This is a genomic window from Psychrobacter sp. CR212, assembly GCF_059693765.1.
In genome coordinates this window covers 185,617-207,457 of record NZ_JCATIF010000001.1, presented here as the reverse complement: position 1 = coordinate 207,457, position 21,841 = coordinate 185,617, and the positions used below count along the sequence as shown (strand labels likewise).

Here is a 21,841-nt window from a genome sequence, read left to right as displayed (position 1 = left end):
ATTCTATGCAACTCGATAACGCTACCATCAAACGTCTAAAAGGCATCGGTCACGAGCTAAAGCCTATCGTTATGATCGGCAACAAGGGTATTACCCCAACCATTACCGAAGAGATTGATCGCGCGCTAACAGATCATGAGCTTATCAAAGTAAAACTTCCTGCTGGCACCAAAGAAGAGCGCGACATCGTTGGCGCTGAACTTGCTAAAGCAGCTAATGCGTCTTTGGTCCATTCTATTGGACGTATGGCATTATTGCTACGCCAAAACCCAAATGCCAACCCTAAACTGTCTAACCTAGCACGTCACGCGCAGTAATATGTCATGACAAGCTTTGCTTGAATAACAGTAGGCCGCATCAGCTTAAATAATGACGGTAACTATAAAAGCCGCGATGCATCTTGCTCGCGGCTTTTGTCTTGTCTGCTGGTTTTGGATCTGCTTAGTGTGTCGTATCAGCCTAGGGCATATCCCTATTTAAAAATGGTGATGAACGTTTGAATTCGGGGTGCACCCTAGTTATTCGGTTTAATCTTTTACCATTAATTTTTAAAAGTATTATAGAGTTTGATAAATAATGAACCAATGTTTTAATCTTGTTATAGCCGCCGAGACGATAGAAAACGACGCACAGCAACTGGACGTGACGGTAGAAGCGTTACAGCGTATTTGTGTCAAGGTGAACGCTAAGATCGTTCGACAACCAGTATTACAATTACAGTTAACCTATCAAATTACTTTACCCAGTCAAATATTAGCCAATCAATTGGTTTGGCCAACTTGGCAGCAAGCCCGAGTAGGATTTGCTGATTATCTGTGGGAAGAGACTTGCCTTGAATGCTTTATCACGGGTGACACTCTAAGTGATGAGGCTGCTACTGAGACTCAAGACGCTGAACCTTACATTGAGATTAATGCCAACCCTGATGGTCGCTATGCACTCTATAAGTTTAAAAGCTATCGTCAACCTGCCACATTGCCACCAGCACCTTTATACGAGACTGATGGACACACACGTGCCTCTATTGAGTGGACGGATAATATAAATACACAGGACATAATACAGAAATCGTTGTTTGACAAATCACCAGCAGCGTATTCCATTCATCGCTACGAGCGAGGCTTTAACGTTCCTCTGGTCGAACTTCCTAATCAAAAATACGCCATTGCAAATACGATTATTGAGCAGATACATCCTTGTGTTATTTTACAGCTCGGTAAGACCACTTTATATTTTGCCTCTCAGCACGCCTTCCCGCCTGATTTCCATAATCGCAACTATTGGCCAAAATTTGCACTTTGATTTACTTCTATGATCTGCACTCACTTAGATACAGTTATTATTAGATATCATTATTTAAAGCACAAAAAAAACCCAGCAATGTCATAAAGAGCATTACTGAGTTTGGAGAAAACTTTTAATTCGTTTAACTGATACTTATTTGTCAGCCATCGCAAGGTAGATACCACGGTCTGATGCATCATCAACATACTGCGAATCACGCCATGTGGTATAGCTGTAAGTACCGCTATATGGGCTGATGCTGTTTTGACGGAAATCAGATACCCAGTCATTGCCATCAAAAATCTGGATATGACCATGTGGACGGCTTGATGTGCGGTTATAGACAACGACGTCACCAACTTGAGGTTCCATATCGTTACTGATTTTGGTAAAGCCTGCTTGGGCTAGTGTGCCACGAGAGGCATATTGATAAGCTGAAGGATTAGGCGTAAATTCGTAACCTGCTGACTGTAGTGCTTTACGTACATAGCGAGCACAGTAGCCAGAACTTCTAGATAGTGCGACTCGTGATGCGTTTGCTGCAGCAATAGCAGGGGCAGAGTTGCGGTCAGGTACACGACTTGCTTGCTGTTGACGCTGCTCGTATGATAAACGGCTAGTGAGCGACGCAAGCTGATATTCTTTTTGCTTAGCATGAGCGCTTAGGTTGTCAATGGCTTGACTGATCTCATCGTTGCTATATACATGAGCACCACTGTTAGTGCTGTAGATGTTGCGACTAGAACCATAGTTCGCAGAAGTAGAAATATTTGTGATGGTATGACTCAAGGTATTATTTGGTTGAAAGGTTGTTTCAGCAGCACCGCTCGTCTGTGCGATACCCATTCCCAATACTGACAAAATTAATAAAGCTTGTTTCATAAATTTACTACCTATTGTTAATACAAGTCTGCTCGTCATCCGTGACGAAACATCAATTAATTTAGAGGATATAATCATTAAAAAACATGATAAAATCTTTATCACAACAGCTCGTTCTTTTATAGTGACTAACACCAGTATCATCGCTCGTTTAGTCAACTACCTCATACAATTTTGCTATATATCGCTTTTAGCATGTCTATTCTACATATCGAGTTTGTCACCTAATAGATGAGTCATCACGATGTCAAAAAAACAGCCTAATCGGCTTGCCCAGCTTATAGATCATCAAGCGTTTGCTGGTAGTGCGCTACCCCAAACTCTTGCTAATAACATGCGGCTATGTATAGAAGCGACCAATGAGGTAAAAGAGCTGCTGGTAGACTGTCTACCTGAGGAAATCCTCAATACCTGTTGGGTCGTAGGCTTAACCTCTGAGCAGTTAATACTCAGTGTAGGCTCAATGACAGCGGCTAATCATATTCGCTATTTACAAAACGCGTATTTGCAAGTATTAACAGAGCAGTCAATTACATTTAAACAACTCAAGCAAATTCGTGTTGTAGTAGCTAAAACATCTGCTAATAATTATTCATCTAAACAATCATCAGCGTTATCAGCAACCTTGTCCAAACCTTGTAAAGCCAATGAAAATCAGGCTCTTAGCCAAAACACAAAACGGACTATATCACAGGCTGCAGAGCATGTCACCACTGATGAAAATCTAAAAAAAGCCCTCCTACGCCTAGCAAATCACTAAAAATACAGATATTACAATGTAAATTTATGTAAATAAAACCATGAAATGAGATTAGTAACGCTGCCTTTTTGTAATATTCTAAACAAAAAAAATCATCTATTGGTGCCATTCAATTTATGAATAGAACCAATAGATGATTTGGAAATCACCTACAGCTTTTACGCACTCTGCCTTAGAATAAAATTCACAAAATGCTATAAACTTTATATTTAAAATATTGCATATTATATAAATGTAATTATAGCGTTGCTATGTAATATTGCGTAAATGTTTCGATACTTCGTGTATATTCCTGTATTTATCCTTCAACTGCTAAACCATTTAGCGGTAAATATTCGATTGGGCATGTTACATTGTCATCAAAAGTTACAATTTCAAAGTTATTTTCATCAGAGAGTATTTCACGTACCAGTAAGTTATTTAATGCATGACCAGATTTGTAGGCATTAAAACGACCAACGATAGGATAACCAATCAGATATAAATCTCCGAGCGCATCTAAAATTTTATGGCGAACAAATTCATCATTAAAGCGTAGGCCTTCTTCATTAAGAATATTGGCATCATCAATGACGATGGCATTTTCCATACTACCGCCCAAGGCCAAATTATTCTGACGCAATTGTTCTATGTCACGCAAAAAGCCAAAAGTACGTGCTTCGCTTAGCTGCTCAATAAAGTTTTGGGTAGAGAATTGCAACTGAGCATGTTGAAAATTTTTGTCGATGGCAGGGTGATCAAAGTCAATCTCAAAGTTCAATTCAAATCCATCGTAAGGGCGTAGCTCTGCCCATTTATCATCTACTTTGACTCGTACTGGTCGCACAATCTTAATGAATTTCTTTAAAGTATCTTGTTCACAGAATCCTGCATCAAGTAGCAAAGCAACAAAAGGAGCGGCACTACCATCCATAATCGGTATTTCTGAAGCAGAAACACGAATCAATAGGTTATCTACGCCAAGCCCAGCAATCGCACTTAGCAAATGCTCAACCGTACCTACGCGCGTAACACCAAATACTAAGTTTGATGACATCATCGTGTCTTGCACCAAAAAAGCACTTGCTGGAATAGGCTCGCTGCCTACAATATCAGAGCGCTCGAAAACAATACCAGTATCAACCGGCTGTGGATGAAACTCCAAGTCAACAGGTTGACCACTATGGAGACCAGTACCTGTAACGGCTATCGCTGTCTTTATGGTTCTTTGGTTCATGGCTGCCTTCTCACATATTTTGTTACAATTGACATAGTGTACCACTACCTTCCCCATATTCGCTACAAATAAAAAGCGTTAATTTCCTTATCTCTTTGATTGATAACACTTATCGTCATTATCTCATCATATATTTTCACAGTTTTATGCCCTATTGAACGCTTAGAAACACTAGATTCTGGACATACTTTTTCGATCAGAAACATTTTGCGATACTCCTGATTTTGTTACTCTCTTTTTATAGGCCAGTCTTTTCTATGTAGACACAAAAAAGCCAGCATTTGAGCGCTGGCTTTTTTTAACTTAATACTAAAAAACTATTTGTTTTGTTGACGCTTCAGATAGTCTTGAATGCTATTGGTTTTAGTTTTTGTCTGCTCTTGAGGCGCGCTTGGGCGTGCAGTATTAACGTTATCTTGATGCAGTTGAGCTTGTGATTTCTTCTGGCTATTTAATGCACTGGTATGTACATTAGGATCGACAGGTTGTGTACTATTCACAGAAGGAACAGGTTGCTCAACCACTTCTGGCTCTTGCCCTGCGTTTTCATCTAAGGTCAGACCCGTTGCAATAACCGTCACATGCAAGTCATCACCCATTTTTTCATCGATTACAGAACCGTAGAAAATATGAGCATCATCGATATCAGTAATTTCTTCAACAATAATGCTGATTTTGCTCATCTCATCAAGTGATAATGACTCAGAAGAAATCACGTTGACCAATAGACCTTTCGCATTTTCTAGACGTAAATCATCAAGTAGTGGCGATCTGATGGCTTTTTCGGTGGCTTGACGCGCACGATCATCACCGCTGGCACGGCCAATACCCATCATTGCATGACCTTTAGCTGTCATTGCCGTACGGATATCGTTAAAGTCAATATTGATCATACCTTCGCTAGCGATCGTCTCTGCAATACCTTGGACTGCATGTAGCAAAACATCGTCCGCTTTTTTGAAAGCGTCTTGCATAGAGATATTGCCGTATACGCTCATCAACTTATCATTTGGAATCGTGATAATTGAATCAACGAAATTGGTCAACTGCTCGATACCTGCTTTCGCAGCTTTGATACGTTTGCCACCTTCAAATTTAAATGGTGTGGTCACAACAGCAACCGTCAATACTTCCATTTCTTTGGCAATACGTGCAACCACTGGCGCTGCGCCTGTACCTGTACCGCCACCCATACCAGCAGTGATAAATACCATATCTGAGTGTTCAAGCAATGCACGGATAGCTTCTTCTTCGCTTTCTGCTGCTTCACGACCAACTTCTGGATTTGCACCTGCACCTAGACCACGGTTCGTTTTTGCACCAAGTTGTAGTTTGTGCGGTGCTGTCAGACGATCTAGCGCTTGCTTATCTGTATTAGCACAGACGAACGTTACACCTCTAATCCCTTGTTGTACCATATGTTCAACCGCATTACCGCCGCCGCCGCCAACACCGAATACAGTGAAGCTCGCTTGGCCGTTATTTTGAAGCTGGTTATCATCTGGCATGGTGTATTTTGACATAAAAAAGATTCTCCAGTTGCAGATAGCGTGTAGGTCGATACGTAGTAACGCACTCATATGGCGCGCTATCGACATACTATATATAAATGTATTTAAATAAAACAGGGCTATGGATCAAATAGTTCAGCGCGGACCATAATAGGTCATCATCGCTTAATGTATTACTGTTACCGCTTAGCACATTACTTTCAATATGACTTTAATTTTTGCTTACTTCATTCAAGAGCATCTTACAAAAGCGTTTATGCTCTACATGTTTGGTCAGTAGGTCTATAGTATTTTTTTCAACACATCAGCAAAACGTTTGCCTGCGCTTTGAAAGACCCCTGTGACTCGATTTTTTTGAATCGTATCAGGTTCACTTTTTTCACTACGGCGAAACTGCTCGCTTTGACTATATAAGAGTGTGCCAAAAGCTGTTTGGTAAGCCCGGTCATTGACCTGACTATTAAGCTGTTTAAATGACTCGTCATTATCAAAATGATTGTAAGCACTAATAGCAGGATGCGTATTGGTCAATACCACTGGCATTTTGAGCAGACGTTTAGCAAACGGTATCATACCTTTAATGGTACTACCGCCGCCTGTCAGCACGATACCTTTGTCAATATAGCCTATCAAACCTGCTTCATGCAGTTGCCGAGCGACTTCAGTGAATATCTGCACATAACGTGCTTCAATAATGCGTGCTAAATTATAGATACCGATGTTGATTTCATCGCTCGATCCTTGCGGTTTAAACAAAAAGAATGAGCTTGGATCAACACTATTGGCGTCAGCCGTACCATGAGACTTTTTCAATTTCTCAGCTTCGATCATTGATATACCGAAATCAGCTGAAATATCCATTGTCACTTCATGGCTACCAGTAGCTATGCAGTGCGTAAAAATCAATTTATTTTCTTTGTAAACACAAATACTGGTCGTACTGGCACCGATATCTACCAAGCAAACCCCTTGCTGACGCTCTTCGGTCATTAAACTATATTCAGCACTGGTCACTGCGTCAAATACGATATGGTCAATACCGACATCGCAGCTTTGTAGTAGTTTTTGAATATTTTGGCGGCTAGCGACAGGCATCATCATCATGTGATACATCACAGTGATATTATGTGCCATCATCTCAATCACATCGTCGACCATGAAGTCTTGATCATCAACATAGATACCTTGCTGGCAGCAATGCATGAGATAGTAATCGGATGGCAGATCGCGCGACTTGGCATTAGACAAGGCCTGTACCATATCTTTGGCACGTACAAACTCGTCCTCAACCCTTACCTCTCCAGCACTGTTTTTACTAGATAGCTCAGGTGTTGCGAGCGTCAACCACACGCTATGCACGCGGCAATTGGCAGTATCCTCTGCTTCTTGGATGGCTTGCTTGATAGCACCTTGTAGGCGTTCACGATGCTTAATTTGGCCTTGATAAAAATCGCTATTTTTAACTTGCCCTACGCCTAAGATACGAATGTCTTTTGCAGAGACAACATTGCCAATTACGACATACACTGCCGTGGCACTTAGATGGACAACAACCAAATTTTCGTTATATTTCATGGTAGCAGACAAATTATTACTAAATAGGAGCGCAAATAACGCCATCCTATTGAATCATTAAAAAAAGCGCTGTTAATACGCTATGATGTTGTACATATATTATTCATTTTGGGCAAACAGTTTCGACTCAAGTAACCACTCATCAGTATTCCTTCAATTATTTGGGCTCATCAACTGGCGGCGCTGACATATCCCAGGCAATCGTAAAACCATTCTTGTAGCGTAAGTCTACAGATTGCATCTCATCTCGGCGTCCGCTTAACTGATTACCAAGTAACTGGCTTAGATTCAGTAATTTTTGTGCGGTGTTCTCATTATCGACGATGACGCGCAAGCCATTATCAAAACGAATGAGCCAAGTCATTCTTGGTGACAAAATAATGTCTTCAACCTGCATATCAAGTGGCGCATACCAATCATTGACTTGCTGCATTTGCTGCATAATGACTGGCGCTTGAGCCATTTCACCTTGCAGAGTAGCAAAGCGCTCTTGCGTCAAGTCGCTACTATCAGCAGGAACGAACACAGATCCTTTTGCATCAACCAAGCGCTCTGTCCCAAAATTAGCGACTGCTTGCTTAGGTAGTGCAGTAACTACAATGCCGCGTTGCCAGTCTCGAGAGATACTCACTTGATCAACCCATGCAAGGCTTGTCGTAATATCTCTTAATGCTTGCAAATCAGAAGTAAAAAAACTGCTGACCTTTTGCTGATCCATCACTGTCTGCAATGAGTTGTATTGAGCGGTAGAGAGCCCTTGATTGCTGACATGAATCTCAGCAGGCGGTGCATCACGTAACGCTTTACCACCCATTATCAATATTAGTACCAATAATCCTAATACCAATATCATAAAAAGATATCGGGCCGAGGTTGGTAATTGGAGTTTGGATGCTGGGCGACCGGCTTTATCACTCATCAAGTCAGTTACCTCGTTGACAGTTTGAGCCATAATGACCTTTGTCCCTATATTTGCATAAAACTGATCATGCTAATTATTGATGTAAATCTGCAAGTTTTTGCAGAAGCTTATTAAAGCAATATATTATCAAAGACTGTCAATAAAAAGACTGATAGTCAGCGATTACTCTTATTTAAACGTAACATTTTTCTTAGGTTATGAATAACTTATAGGTTATCCCTACAAAAAACGTAAATATTACTAAAACAAAGCTATTCTTACAATATTAACGTATTTTATAGGCAAACAATAGCGTAACGCTCGCTAGTAGCCTTGAATTTACACAAGTTTACATGAAGCTATGTTATAGCAGCTCTAGTGATACATTGACGGCTTTTTTGACTAAAATCGCCATGCTACAAAAGTGATAAAGCTGAGAAATTATAAATCTCTATATAATTTATCATTGCCCATGCTTTAACATAGCTCATTTACTCAATATGGTTGTCATCAGACTCATTGCTAAAAAATCGTGATAAATATGATGAGCGCCACATCAAAAAATTAGACTGTCTGCGATAATATGTGCCAGCACAATGTGTCAAAATCCATGCCTCTAGCTTTGGCTGCCATTGGTACCAAACTATGACTGGTCATACCGGGCACGGTATTGATCTCAAGCAACCAAAAATTCCCTGCTTCATCCTGCATGGCGTCAATACGTCCCCAACCTTTTGCATCTACAGCACGGAATGCCGCCAAACTTAACTCTTGCAGATGCTTCTCATCAGCAGCGCTTAATCCGCAAGGAATATAGTAGCTGGTATCGTTACGATTATACTTGGCCTCAAAGTCATAGAAATTGGTGATATCAGCAGGCTCAAGTCGAATGACAGGATAAGCTTCGTCATCGATAATCACAATCGTAAACTCACGACCTGTGATCCAGCGCTCAGCCATCACGGCATCACCACACTGTACTGCTGTGGCATAGGCAGCAGGTAACTCATCGAGATGATTGACCTTGGTCATACCAATACTTGAGCCTTCATGAACGGGCTTGATGATAAGCGGCAGTCCTAGCATATTGACCACTTGCTGCCAGTCGGTATCAGCCGTCAATAATGAAAACGGTGCTGTGGATAAGCCACAACCTTGCCATAGTTGTTTGGTACGTACTTTGTCCATACCTAATGCTGATGCCAAAATGCCAGATCCCGTTTGCGGTATATCAAACCACTGTAATACACCTTGCAATAGACCGTCTTCGCCGCCACGACCGTGCAAGACATTGAACACACGGTCATATTCACGCAGCTCAGTAATATCTTGGTACTTGGGGTCAAAATGAGTGGCATCGACACCTTGATTTTGTAGCGCTTGCAAGACGGCCGCACCGCTATCCAAAGACACGCTGCGCTCATTGCTGCTACCACCATAGATCACAGCGACTTTACCAAACTGAGCGGCATCTTTTACATGACCAGTCATCGTACTGATAGATTTTTTATTCTCTTCCTCATTTGGCGAAATGCTCGCGTCGCTTTGTCCTGCTTGTGCAGCCGCCGCCAATGCTGGTTCTGGATTGGTGATGGCTGACCTATCTTCGGTATCATCGATAGCGAGGTTCTGAGTACTCATGTTTTCTTTATTATTAGTCGTCATGAAGATAGTTCCTAAATTTTAGCTTACTTGATGTAAAGATTATTGGCAGCCAAATCAATAGCGATATGCCCCACATTACCCGCGCCTTGCGTGATAAGCATGTCATTGGCTTTTAATAAACGCTGCATCACAGGGGCAAGATTGTCTTTGTCAATAATCGTCGGTTCAACTTCACCGCGCAGACGGATACTACGCGCTAATGACTTGGTATCAGCGCCTAAAATCGGGCTTTCACCTGCTGAATATACATCCAATAGTAGCAGCTCATCAACACTTGATAGCACTTCGACAAAATCGTCATAGCAATCACGGGTACGGCTATAACGATGCGGTTGAAATAACATCACTAAACGGCGATCAGGAAAGCTTTGGCGAGCGGCTTTGATGGTTGCGTCAACTTCTTTTGGATGATGACCGTAATCATCAATCAATAGGACATTGCCATCATCGATATCGACTGAGGCATGCTGCTCAAAACGGCGGCCTACCCCTTCAAATTTCTGCAAGGCACGCTCAATCGCGGCATCATCGACACCTTCATCCGTTGCCATGGCGATAGCAGCCAGTGCATTATAGACATTATGTGTACCAGGAATGTTTAATGTCAGACGCAATGGCTCACGGTCACGGCGCAATACAGTAAAGTGAGTCTTGGTACCTTCTGCCACCAGATCGACAGCTTGTACGTCATTAAATGGCTCAAGGCCAAAGGTCAATACTGGTCGACCAATATCATCAATCATTGCATACAGCTCAGGGTCATCACCGCATACCACGGCCAAGCCGTAAAACGGCATATTGTGTAGAAACTGAATGTATGCGGCTTTTAATTTATCAAAGCTGTTGCCATAGGTTTCCATGTGATCTTGATCGATATTGGTCACAATTGCTGCCATTGGGCGCAGTGATAAAAAAGACGCATCGGACTCATCCGCTTCTGCTACCAAGAAACGGCTGTTGCCTAGTGCTGCATTTTTACCTGAGGCATTTAGCTTACCACCAATCACATAGGTAGGATCTAGCTGTCCTTCTGCCATCATGGTGGTGAGCAAACTGGTCGTCGTCGTTTTACCATGCGCACCAGCAACGGCAATACCATGACGATAGCGCATCAACTCGCCAAGCATATCGGCGCGGCGTACGACTGGCAGGCGAGCTTCAAGCGCAGCTTTTACCTCAGGATTGCTACGATCAATCGCTGATGACACGACGATCACGTCAGCGTTGGCAATATTTTTGGAATCATGACCAATCGATATTTTGATACCAATCTGCTGTAGACGCTTCGTCACCAGGCTTTCTGCAATGTCAGAACCACTGACTTGATAACCTTGATTATTCATTACCTCAGCGATGCCGCACATGCCTGAGCCACCAATACCAATAAAATGCAAATGCTGAATACGGCGCATTTCTGGTATTTCAATCAAACGCTTAGGAAGGGCTTTGGCAGAGGTAGACATAAAATTTTCTCTTTATTAAGGGATAATAAAAATTGAAGGACAGTAAAATATGATCAGTAAAATATAACGAGTGGCAAAAGCCGAAACTATAAGGCTTGCCAAATAATATCAGCCACTTGTTTACTCGCACTGCGATTGGCAAGCGCATGACCTTTTTGGGCCATCTCAAGGCATTTCTCTCGATTGAGTACGCTAAGCTCATCGCTTAAACGTTTAGCCGTTAGCTCTGACTGTGGCAATAAAACCGCAGCAGCATGCGAGGTCAATGTGCGCGCATTGGCGGTTTGATGATCATCAACCGCATGTGGTAGCGGTACAAAAATAGCAGCAATACCGACATTTTGGATTTCAGTCACTGTCAATGCACCAGCGCGGCAAACGATAATATCTGCCCAGTTGTAGGCCGCCGCCATATCATCGATAAAGGGTTGCACTGTGAACTGATGCTTGCTTAAATCTTGCTCACTATAAGCCGCCTGAGTGGCTGCTTCGTTATTGCGTCCGCATTGATGAAGGACTTCAAACGGTTGGTCTAGCAAAGCCAGTGATTTTGGCACGGTCTCATTCAATACCTGAGCACCAAGCGAGCCACCCACGACCAGCAGTTTAAGCGGTGAGCTATCATTGATATCATAACGCACCTTTGGCTCTGCGACACCAGTGATGGCGTTACGCACAGGATTGCCAACTGTTTCAAGCTTGGCATCTTGTTCACTATTGGCAAAAGTGTTCTCGAATGCTTGTAATACTTTGGTAGACAGCTTAGACAGATAACGATTGCTCATGCCAGCGATGGCATTTTGTTCATGGATAATCAGCGGTGTATTGGTCAGACGTGCAGCAAGTCCACCAGGCGCACTCACATAGCCACCAAAACCAACGACCACGTCAATCTGATTGCTGCGAATCACTTTCACCGCAGCCATCGTCGCTGACAATAACGTTACTGGCAGCTTGACTAAACGACCCACGCCCTTACCGCGCAGTCCTTGCATATTGATGGCATGAAAAGGATAGCCCGTCGGTTCAACCAAACCGTTTTCCATGCCATTTGGTGTTCCAAGCCAATGAATCACTGCACCGCGTTTGGTCAGCTCGTCACTCACTGCAAGCGCGGGGAAAACATGTCCACCCGTCCCAGCTGCCATCATCAATATATGCGGTGTTTTCATGGAGATCTGCCTATCTTTACTTTACTTATATGAAGGATTTGTCCTACTACTATGATGCCATTTACTAAAAAAATGACACGGTAAAAGCCCGCATAGTATAGAGGAAATCATTGTCTTATATACAGTACTTTATGCAGTAGAAATAACAAAAAACCAAGCCATGAGCTGGCACGACTTGGCATTACTTACCACTCAAAAACCACTATAAAAAACAATACGACTCAACTGGCTATATGGTCAATTTATTCTCAATTGCCATGATAAAGTCGGTCGCAATATCGGTACCACACTGATCATCAATCTCACGTACGCACGTTGGACTAGTGACATTAATCTCAGTAATACGCCCACCGATCAAGTCCAAACCCACGAACATCAGACCTTTTTCTTTGACAATCGGCGCCACAACTTCTGCCACTTGACGCTCAATATCGGTTAATGGCATCGCCACACCGCGACCACCTGCGGCAAGATTGCCACGGGTCTCGCCTTTGCTTGGGATACGCGCCAAGCTATAGTCGACCACAACGCCATCTACAATAAGTATGCGTTTATCACCTGCTTTAATCTCTGGCAAATAACGCTGCGCCATGATTGGTAAAGTCTCAAGCTCAGTCAGCACCTCAATCGTCACGCCAATATTTGGACTATCAGCAGTCAGACGGAAGATACCCGTACCGCCCATACCATCTAGCGGTTTAACGATGACATCTTGATGCTCAGCGATAAACTTGCGAATGTGAGCCTGTTTGCTGGTCACAATCGTTGGGCTCATATACTCACTAAACCACGTCGCAAATAATTTCTCATTACAATCACGGATGGCTTGCGGATCGTTGACCACGAGCACGCCTGCTGCTTTGGCATGATCAAGCATATAAGTGGCATAAATAAAGCGCATATCAAACGGTGGGTCTTTGCGCATCAAAATCACGTCATAGTCAGCAACTGAGCCTGTCGTTTTATCACCCAGTGTATAAAAATCTGCAGGATCACGCTTCACCGTAAGCGGCTGAGTATCGACCATTAATTGTCCACGATCCAACCACAAGTCATGAATCTGACAGTAACCAAGCTGATGACCACGGTCTTGAGCGGCCCACATCATAGCGAGACTGGTGTCTTTTTTATAATTGACCCGCTCGATAGGATCCATAATGACGAGTATTTTTAGCAATTTTTCTTGGTTTTGTTGGCTCATTGTTTGACTCATGGTAGGGCTCACTTACGTTATATTATTAGTATAAAACAGGCTCAGTGCCTAACTATACACCGTACTGCTCACGGTAATGTTGCATTTTGGCTAACTGGGTCGCGTCTTTATGTTGGCCGTTTTGTGCACCATGGTCATCTGCCAGATAACTGATTAAATCGTCAATATCAACCAATGCACGCACTGGCACTGCTAATGTGGCAGCAAGCTCTTGAATAGCAGAGTGCTCAGCTTGGCCTTTTTCTTTGCGATCAAGCGCGACGATAATACCCGCAACGCTTGCTCCTGCTTGCTCTAAAATCTCGACCACTTCACGCATCGCTGTGCCGGCTGTGATGACATCGTCAAGCACCCAAACAGCCTTGCCACTTACGTCAGCACCGACCAAATTGCCCCCTTCACCGTGGGTTTTGGCTTCTTTACGATTGTAACCCCATTTTGCATTGATGCCATGATGTAGCCATAACGCTTGTGCGGTCGCTGCGACAAAAGGAATACCTTTATAAGCCGCACCAAAGATGACTAGCTCTTGCTCATTACCGTCATTATTTGCCGCAATTATCTGTTCAGCTAAGGCATCTGCATAACCACGTGCTAGCAGTGATAACATCTCACCCGTTGCAAGCAGACCTGCATTAAAAAAATATGGACTGATACGACCAGACTTGAGGACAAACTCGCCGAATTTAAGTACTTGGTTATCTAAAGCCAGTTGAATAAATTGATGAGATGAAAACGTTGGGTCTTGCGAGCGTGATACGTGAGACATGATGACATTCCTATCGACAAAAAGAGGGGCGAAAAAATTTGCATTATTGTACGCATTATTGATCAGCTTGACCAACCGTTGATTTCGTAATCCTGCATATTGGCATAGCGAGTCAACAAACCACTACGCGACGAGATATTAAAATAGCTTTGGCCATCTGCTCGCACTTGTATCTCCCAACCTAAATGACACGCAGCAACAATAATGTGACCAGCAAATATCCGGATCTGACGATATGCGTGACGCTGCGTAGGCTCACAGACAATCTGACTCAGCAAATAACTACGTACGTGCTGGCAAATTTGCGCGGCACTATAGCTATGATTGAGACTTTTGCGGGTGCTGCATTGCTTTAGCGCATGGACAGCAGCGCTACAGGCCATAATATCTGTCGCCAAACTGCCCTCGCCTGTCTCAAATTGCTGCGGTTGCAAAATCACTTGCCAATCATCGGCATACAGGCTACTCAGCAGTTCATCAGGATTATAGCGTTTGATCAATGCGCGCAGAGAGGCTGAAGACACATTAACTTTGTCATTGTTATTTGGCTCAGCCATCTCGTCGCTATCAGCAGAGCCAAACCCATATCGGTTGAGTTTTGGATAGGTACGAATCGCCTGCTGGATATCTGACATGTCTAATAATGTCATCTCTGATAATGGCGATAATAAGGGCTGATCACTGTGGTTCTGATAAAAGCTATCAGGCAACTCGACGAGCTGCGCCGCCTTGAATAATGATAAATGCTCTGCCAAGGCTTCTGAAGCAATCAGCGACCATTTTGACAAGCTATCTGCATTAGGCTGATAAAACCGCGTCGAATTACCATAAAGCCGACGCAACTGGCCGTTTAAGCGGCGGGCAGGCTCAGGAATATCACTCAGCGGTCTGGCAGGATCAAGGGGTAATCGTTTGGGATCAAAATTAGGGTGTACGATTGCAGGTTGCTGTGAATCAGCGAGCACAGAGGACTGCCCAGCATCGCCTTTCGTGAGCTTGCTACCTTCTGCTGCCAGACTAGCATGAGACAAACGGTCATCAGAAGTAGAAGGCTGGGTCATGAAATCTCCATACAAAATAAACTATAAAAACGATCAAACTAAAAGACGATCTTAAGCTTAAGAGCTTATACTTAAATACTTATACTTAAATACTTATACCGAAGAGCTTACTCTTGATGATCCAAAATATCACGGTATCCTGTTTGCCAATCAGCGTACTCAAGCCAAGCTAACGGAATATTGCTGTGCAAACGCTTTCCTGTCACTGACGTCTTTTTTTCATCGATAATAGGCGCGGCTTCACCGATTTGTTCACTCAACCAAACGCCAAGCTCAAAGGTAGTCACAGGTCTGTAGTCTGTCGCAAGGTAGAGTGCCTTTGGTGCGTCTATCGTCAACACATTGGCAATGATAGTGACTAAGTCGCGATCCATAATACGATTGCTCCAATGCTCGGCGGCTACTGGCTCTTTTTGTGGCTCACGAGCTTTTCGCAGGCGCATAAGACGATCACGTCCATAAATACCGCTAGGACGAATGATGATGGCTTTGTCACCAAAGCTTTGTTGCAGTGCTTGTTCGGCTTGCAATATAACCTTTGATGCATCACGCTCAGGCGTCATAGGTTCAGTATGCTCATCGATCCATTCGCCATTGTCTTGACCGTAAACACCAGTAGAAGAAATAAACACGACGCGCTGCAGGTTCACCAGATTCGGAGCAAGCGTTGCCAAATGCTGGCTGATCGCCAAGTAGCTGTCATGATAACCGCTGGTCGAATACTCATCAGGGGTGACGATAATCGCAATATGCGTAAATGTTTGCAGCTGCTCGGTTGTCAGAGTCAGCGCATCTGCCTGCAAAAATTTAGCATTGTCCACTAATGCATAATGATCACGTTCACTACGAGCCAGCCCTGTCACCGAAAAGCCATCTTGTGCCAGCTTATTGGTGACTGGCAAGCCGATATCACCTTGCCCGATGATGAGTATATTTGGTGTATTCATAAAACATCTTTCCTTTTATACAACTTATACAACGATGACAGCGCTAAGAGAGAACCCTACTTAAAAGTACCGTCTGTATGACAACTGTATATCCTCATTCGCATCGACGCGCTCTTGCCAGTCATAGCTGGCATTGATACGTAGTGCTTGTTTTTTATCAATGTCGTATTGTAGACCGAGGCTTGAGATCGGTTGCCAATAATGACCACGAACGTTGGACTCATCGCTGCTGCCATGATACCAATATGGCAATTGCAATTCAGCTTGCGCACGTAACTGATTGTTAATCTGATAACGACAACCAGCATTGACGCCTGCACCTACGCGAAAGCCTTTATTAATACCGCGCCCTGCTTGCGCGGTCCCGGCCAAAAACGTATAGCATAGTTGCGGCGACATCTCACCTGTACCACTGCTTGGCGTACCAAATGCCCACGACCAGCCCGTCTCATAACCCACACTACTCACCAGATGATCACGCCCGCCCTCTTGTGAGCCATCATTAACTCGCGTCGCCTCAATGCTTGCACCCCACGTTTTGCCTTTTTTGCCAGCATTGATAGGATTAAAAGAGCGTCCCTGAATCAAAGTCGCATTTTGTAAGACCATGCTGTCTGGTTGATTGGGCTTATCATCATCTGTGTCATATAGACGTAAGGTCGCAGCTACCCCTTCTAAATTAAAAAACTGTGAATACCCTGACGCGTGGTCAAGCGTATCATGAAACCCTGCTCTAAACCCAATATCGATATAGTCATTGTCACCGCGCTGACCGATAGCTATCACTCCCAACTGTAGTGGATGCCTATCTATTGGGTTATTATCCGATACCTCGATTTGACGTTTGCGTAACCGTTGTCCATCATCTGATAGGCTTGATACAGGATTAAGCTGTGCCGATTTTATCTCATTTAAGGTTTGTTTGGCGCTGTTATGATAGCCCAGCTGCGCGCGTTGTTGCTTAACGTCATTAAGCTGAGCTTGACGCAACGTATTGTCGGCTGGGGTATAAGTGGCATTTGCCAAAAGATTTTGACTGTTTAATAACTGAATGACATCAGAGGGCACGACCACATAAGCCAGTTGCTTCAATAAATTCTGCTGCGGACGAATAACGTCGATCAGGCGCAGAATCTCAGAAGCACAATTATCCGTGGTGAAGTAATATGGCATTTTTAGCGACTTGGTCTCCCAAACATGGCGCATAATCTGCTGTACTTCACTAGATGTCAGATTCAACTGATACGTCCACGTATCACGCTCGTCATCTTGTAGATACTTTGCGAGCTTTTGGGGATAAGGATCAATCTCGATGGCGCTGTCATAACTGCCAATCATGGATTTGGTCGCATAGATTGGAAAGCTATCGTTTGGATCACCGTCCACCGTATAATTGAGCGCATACGCCTGACTGATTTGATTGGGATCTGCTACGCTCGATTTTGAATCAATGCGCAATAACGTATGACCAAAGGCAGAGAGTGGGTTGTCCAAATACTCCTCAGCAAACACAATAGATAACTGCTCAGGCGCCAATGTCGACATCCAGTCATCCAGCTCTGGACACTCATTTGTCAGACTCGCATCATCGATAGCTAACTTTTCTTTTAGCCATGCTACTCGTGCTGGGAAACGGCACAGAACGGAATTATTATTTGCTTGAGTTTTTATATGAATGTTTGCTTGGTTATTACCAGTTGTCTGCGATGTGAATTCTTTTGCCAGTGCGACTAGTGTCGCGTCTAATTCTGCGGCTGAATCCTGCTGACCGTTATCACTCAAAAAAAAGCGTGGATCATCGACCAGACTCTCCGTTTGCTTTTGAGCAAATATGCTATTTTTATCATCGTAAAAATACAATAAGCGTCGCCATGTTGTATGCTGTGCTAGATTGTCAGTTTTTGCCTGTCGACGCCATGTTGCCAGTAACTGCTCTGTCGCCATATCTGACCCAGACGCAGTATTATTTTGACTATTGATTCGAGTATCACTGAGAGTAGATGTCTCAATGCGAACAGCATCTTCAGCGTCACTAGGTGACGTACTATCTGATAATTCAGATGAGAGCGCTCCTTCGGTGACCAATAAAGGCGTCGGTAAAAATGCCTGCGTGTTTGCAGAAAACAATAGCGCCGCTATCGCCAATGGCAGTCGCGCTCGCTGACCAATGGTTATTAGAGTATAAGTTCCAGACGTAGACATCGGTTTTATAGACATGAGGCAGGCTCTCACACGTTATTATTTATACGCTATTCGCGCTGTGAAGGTTTATTCTGCTAGAGACTTAAATGATATAAGCAAGCTGCGACCATCTAACTACTTTGATAGACTTTCTATCACAACATCACCAATACTGTTATAAAAAGAGAGCTTTATGCCCGATTCATCATTATCTACATTGCCAATGACAATCACAGATGGTTTGCTGTCAGCCGCTACTTGGCTGGCCTCACCAAACTACAATATCAGGCCAAAAGATCTAAGTATTGATGCCATCATTATTCATAATATTAGCCTACCACCCAATGAGTTTGGTGCGTGCGACCCTAGTGGCACACATTATGTAAAGGCATTATTCACTAATCAATTAGATTGGGATGCGCACCCTTACTTTCAGACAATCAAAGGCGCAGAAGTGTCAGCGCATTTGTTTATCGAGCGTGATGGCGCTATCACTCAGTTCGTCAATTTTAACGAACGCGCTTGGCACGCTGGACGCTCTAGCTACTTGGGCCGGCCTGAATGTAATGATTATAGCATTGGTATTGAGCTTGAAGGGTCAGATTTTGTGTCCTTCACTTCTGCTCAATATGAGAAGCTCGCAGCGGTAATTGCGGCTATTTATGAAGCGTACCCGAAAACACGCCGACATTTAACAGGGCACAGTGATATTGCACCAGGACGCAAGACCGATCCTGGTGATTATTTTGAATGGGCAAGGTTGCGGGAGCTAGTTGCAGGGTTATTACGAAATAACTCTTTATCACTGCAAAAATGATTTCCATATCCAATCCATTTATCTCAGTGGTGAAAGTGCTATAATTCGTCAGTTTTTTTGCAACAGCAAATCAGCATACTACCTCTTACACAACCCTGTACACAACTTAGCAAGATAGGTTCTCATGGCAAAAAGTCGGTTATTTCGTTCAACCATGGTGGTCAGCAGTATGACCATGTTATCGCGTATTTTAGGTTTGGTACGCGATGTCGTATTACTAGGGGTTTTTGGGGCTGGCGGTTTGATGGACGCCTTTTTGGTCGCCTTCAAAATCCCAAACTTTTTGCGACGACTGTTTGCTGAAGGGGCGTTTAGCCAAGCATTCGTTCCTGTGCTGTCCGAGTACAAGGAAAAGTACAGCTTACAGCAAGTACAGATTTTAGTCAGTCGCACCTCGGGCGCACTCTTGCTGGTGTTGTCGATGCTGACAGTTGTTGTTATCTTAATCGCGCCTTGGGTAGTGACGTTGTTTGCCCCCGGGTTTGCCGATCAACCTGACAAATTTGCCATTACCGCTGAATTACTCCGCCTTACCTTCCCTTATTTGCTGTTTATTTCTATGACGGCTTTTGCCAGTGGTATTTTGCAAAGTTATGGCCGTTTTGCTGCGCCCGCCTTTGCCCCAGTCCTATTGAATTTATGTATGATTGGTGGTGCGCTGATTTTTGCGCCGATGTTTGATACGCCTATTATGGCGCTTGGCTATTCTGTGGCGATCGCAGGACTATTGCAATTCTTAATACAACTGCCTCAGCTATGGCAACAAAAACTACTGGTCGCGCCCAAGATTGACTTTCAGCACGAGGGCGTTCGCCGCATTCTAAAATTAATGTTGCCGGCTATCTTTGGTGTGTCTGTCACTCAGATTAACTTATTGCTGAACACCGTTTTTGCCTCATTGATGATTGGTGGTTCGGTGTCTTGGCTCTACGCAGCTGAGCGTATGAGCGAGCTACCACTAGGGCTGATTGGTGTAGCGATTGGTACGGTCATATTACCAAGTCTGTCAAAAAGTGAAGCACAAAAAGACGATGTTAGTTTCAAAAAGACCATCGATTGGGCCGCGCGCCTTATCATTTTGGTCGGTGTGCCTGCCTCGGCTGCGCTCTTTGTACTCGCAGATGTGCTGATGCAAGCCCTGTTCTTACGTGGTGAGTTTACCTTACGCGATGCGCAGATGAGTGCACTGGCATTACGTAGTATGGCAGGTGGTATCTTAGGATTCATGCTGATCAAGATCTTTGCCCCTGCATTTTTTGCGCGTCAAGACACCAGAACACCTGTCAAAATCGGCATCATTTCTGTTATTGCCAATATGGTATTTAGTGTCATCTTTATTGGGATATTCTATTTCTTAGAAATGCCATTACATGGTGGCCTAGCCTTGGCAACGACGGGCGCAGCGTTCGTAAACGCAGGCTTGCTCTATTACTTCTTACACAAGCGCGATATTTTCCGTTTTGGCCCCCATTGGAACAAACTATTCACACAGTTTGCCATTTCGACTGGCTCCATGATTGGTGTGCTTTATCTCATGTTACCCTACTTCCCTACTGATGAAGCCCAGTGGCAACGCATCATCGCACTCGTGATTATGTGTGTCGCCGGAGCGCTCGTCTATGGCGTGGTATTGCTAGCGACAGGTTTCCGTCCTCGCCAGCTCAAACACGGATAAGCCAACGTAGATATAGGCATGAGCTTGGCTTACGAAACCAAAACAAGCCTATCATCAGAATTGACAATGCTTGCCACCAATCGTTGTCATAATGACCTATTAATGAATAACTGACATTTGAGGTTCGATATGACAACGAAACAGCCACTCTTCCAGCGCTTACCGCTTCTCCTTGCAACAGGTGTACTCGGTACTGGACTACTGCTGAGCGGTTGCAGCAACAATGAGTCTGCAGACACTGAAACTGCTACCAACAATGAAGAGGTTGCAGCTGTCGTTGATACTTCAGATACAGACACAGCTGAGCAAAAAGAGACAGCAGATAGCACAAGTGAAACGACTCAAGTCACAGATGATACTGAGAATACAACGACCATTGATAATGACAATATCAATCCAGTCACTGCTCCGATTAACCAAAAAAGCCTAGTGACCAATCCAACTCAAGCGGGTACACCAGAGGACACGGTCAAAAAAGCACTAAATAGCTTGTATTATGGTGATGTGAAGGATGCAGTAGGCTACTATCAAGTAGATATGGCAAACTTTGAGCAAGAGCTTGCCAACACTCAATCGGCGTTTCAACAAACGGTCGATGGCGTGACGATTACTGATACAACGTACAATGATGACAAAACGCGCGCTACTATTACGGGCGAGTTGATGCTCAAAGGACAAAGCGACCCTGCACCATTGACCTATCAATTACAGAAAATTAATGGTCAATGGAAAATTTTGGGTTAAGGCAT

19 protein-coding genes are annotated in these 21,841 nt (G+C 43.7%); 6 read left to right on the top strand and 13 right to left on the bottom strand.

Features of this window, described 5'->3' with window-relative positions; translation table 11 throughout:
- Positions 1-5: 5 nt before the first annotated feature.
- Positions 6-317 (top strand): YhbY family RNA-binding protein, encoded by a 312-nt coding sequence (locus AC58CZ_RS00870; RefSeq protein ID WP_058024582.1) that lies wholly within the window; start codon positions 6-8, stop codon positions 315-317.
- A gap of 259 nt (positions 318-576) precedes the next feature.
- Entirely contained in the window at positions 577-1,302 is a 726-nt protein-coding gene (locus AC58CZ_RS00865) for a DOMON domain-containing protein (protein WP_494223632.1), read from the top strand.
- A 135-nt stretch (positions 1,303-1,437) separates the two neighbouring features.
- Here AC58CZ_RS00865 and AC58CZ_RS00860 read toward each other — a convergent pair whose 3' ends face one another.
- Complete coding sequence (locus AC58CZ_RS00860) at positions 1,438-2,166, bottom strand: CHAP domain-containing protein (protein ID WP_494223633.1); 729 nt, start codon at positions 2,164-2,166, stop codon at positions 1,438-1,440.
- A 244-nt stretch (positions 2,167-2,410) separates the two neighbouring features.
- On the opposite strand from AC58CZ_RS00860, the gene AC58CZ_RS00855 reads away from it, so the two are divergent.
- A complete protein-coding gene (locus tag AC58CZ_RS00855; RefSeq protein ID WP_494223634.1) occupies positions 2,411-2,926 on the top strand; it encodes a hypothetical protein in 516 nt (171 codons plus the stop codon).
- Between the two features lie 298 nt (positions 2,927-3,224).
- On the opposite strand, the gene lpxC is transcribed toward AC58CZ_RS00855, so the two are convergent.
- The 12 genes from lpxC to AC58CZ_RS00795 all read right to left on the bottom strand — a co-directional run bounded on the left by lpxC (position 3,225) and on the right by AC58CZ_RS00795 (position 18,636).
- Positions 3,225-4,142 (bottom strand): UDP-3-O-acyl-N-acetylglucosamine deacetylase, encoded by a 918-nt coding sequence (lpxC, locus tag AC58CZ_RS00850; protein ID WP_494223635.1) that lies wholly within the window; start codon positions 4,140-4,142, stop codon positions 3,225-3,227.
- Positions 4,143-4,459: 317 nt separating this feature from the next.
- Entirely contained in the window at positions 4,460-5,665 is a 1,206-nt protein-coding gene (gene ftsZ / locus AC58CZ_RS00845; protein WP_058024577.1) for a cell division protein FtsZ, read from the bottom strand.
- A gap of 270 nt (positions 5,666-5,935) precedes the next feature.
- The gene (gene ftsA, locus AC58CZ_RS00840) at positions 5,936-7,273 is read right to left on the bottom strand and encodes a cell division protein FtsA (protein WP_058024576.1); all 1,338 of its coding nucleotides are present in this window, start codon (positions 7,271-7,273) and stop codon (positions 5,936-5,938) included.
- Between the two features lie 112 nt (positions 7,274-7,385).
- The gene (locus AC58CZ_RS00835; protein ID WP_423726124.1) at positions 7,386-8,180 is read right to left on the bottom strand and encodes a cell division protein FtsQ/DivIB; all 795 of its coding nucleotides are present in this window, start codon (positions 8,178-8,180) and stop codon (positions 7,386-7,388) included.
- Positions 8,181-8,693: 513 nt separating this feature from the next.
- Positions 8,694-9,794, bottom strand: coding sequence for a D-alanine--D-alanine ligase (locus AC58CZ_RS00830; protein WP_494223636.1), 1,101 nt, complete (start codon positions 9,792-9,794; stop codon positions 8,694-8,696).
- 23 nt (positions 9,795-9,817) lie between these two features.
- Positions 9,818-11,257 carry a UDP-N-acetylmuramate--L-alanine ligase gene (gene murC / locus AC58CZ_RS00825; protein WP_494223637.1) on the bottom strand — a complete coding sequence of 480 codons (1,440 nt, stop codon included), beginning with the start codon at positions 11,255-11,257 and terminating at the stop codon, positions 9,818-9,820.
- An 86-nt stretch (positions 11,258-11,343) separates the two neighbouring features.
- Positions 11,344-12,429 (bottom strand): undecaprenyldiphospho-muramoylpentapeptide beta-N-acetylglucosaminyltransferase, encoded by a 1,086-nt coding sequence (murG, locus tag AC58CZ_RS00820; protein ID WP_494223638.1) that lies wholly within the window; start codon positions 12,427-12,429, stop codon positions 11,344-11,346.
- 229 nt (positions 12,430-12,658) lie between these two features.
- Positions 12,659-13,630 carry a glutathione synthase gene (gene gshB / locus AC58CZ_RS00815; protein ID WP_494223752.1) on the bottom strand — a complete coding sequence of 324 codons (972 nt, stop codon included), beginning with the start codon at positions 13,628-13,630 and terminating at the stop codon, positions 12,659-12,661.
- A 64-nt stretch (positions 13,631-13,694) separates the two neighbouring features.
- Positions 13,695-14,411 carry an orotate phosphoribosyltransferase gene (pyrE, locus tag AC58CZ_RS00810; RefSeq protein ID WP_494223639.1) on the bottom strand — a complete coding sequence of 239 codons (717 nt, stop codon included), beginning with the start codon at positions 14,409-14,411 and terminating at the stop codon, positions 13,695-13,697.
- 62 nt (positions 14,412-14,473) lie between these two features.
- Positions 14,474-15,472, bottom strand: coding sequence for a hypothetical protein (locus AC58CZ_RS00805; protein ID WP_494223640.1), 999 nt, complete (start codon positions 15,470-15,472; stop codon positions 14,474-14,476).
- A 107-nt stretch (positions 15,473-15,579) separates the two neighbouring features.
- Complete coding sequence (locus tag AC58CZ_RS00800) at positions 15,580-16,419, bottom strand: NAD-dependent epimerase/dehydratase family protein (RefSeq protein ID WP_494223641.1); 840 nt, start codon at positions 16,417-16,419, stop codon at positions 15,580-15,582.
- A gap of 60 nt (positions 16,420-16,479) precedes the next feature.
- Positions 16,480-18,636: a DUF7840 domain-containing protein gene (locus AC58CZ_RS00795; protein ID WP_494223642.1), complete on the bottom strand. Its 2,157-nt coding sequence runs from the start codon at positions 18,634-18,636 to the stop codon at positions 16,480-16,482.
- Between the two features lie 157 nt (positions 18,637-18,793).
- On the opposite strand from AC58CZ_RS00795, the gene ampD reads away from it, so the two are divergent.
- From ampD to AC58CZ_RS00780, 3 genes are all read left to right on the top strand, one after another.
- On the top strand, positions 18,794-19,417 hold the full coding sequence (gene ampD / locus AC58CZ_RS00790; protein WP_494223643.1) for a 1,6-anhydro-N-acetylmuramyl-L-alanine amidase AmpD: 624 nt from the start codon (positions 18,794-18,796) through the stop codon (positions 19,415-19,417).
- 124 nt (positions 19,418-19,541) lie between these two features.
- Complete coding sequence (gene murJ / locus AC58CZ_RS00785; protein WP_423726118.1) at positions 19,542-21,092, top strand: murein biosynthesis integral membrane protein MurJ; 1,551 nt, start codon at positions 19,542-19,544, stop codon at positions 21,090-21,092.
- Positions 21,093-21,221: 129 nt separating this feature from the next.
- Positions 21,222-21,836, top strand: coding sequence for a nuclear transport factor 2 family protein (locus AC58CZ_RS00780; protein WP_494223644.1), 615 nt, complete (start codon positions 21,222-21,224; stop codon positions 21,834-21,836).
- The last annotated feature ends 5 nt before the right edge of the window (positions 21,837-21,841 follow it).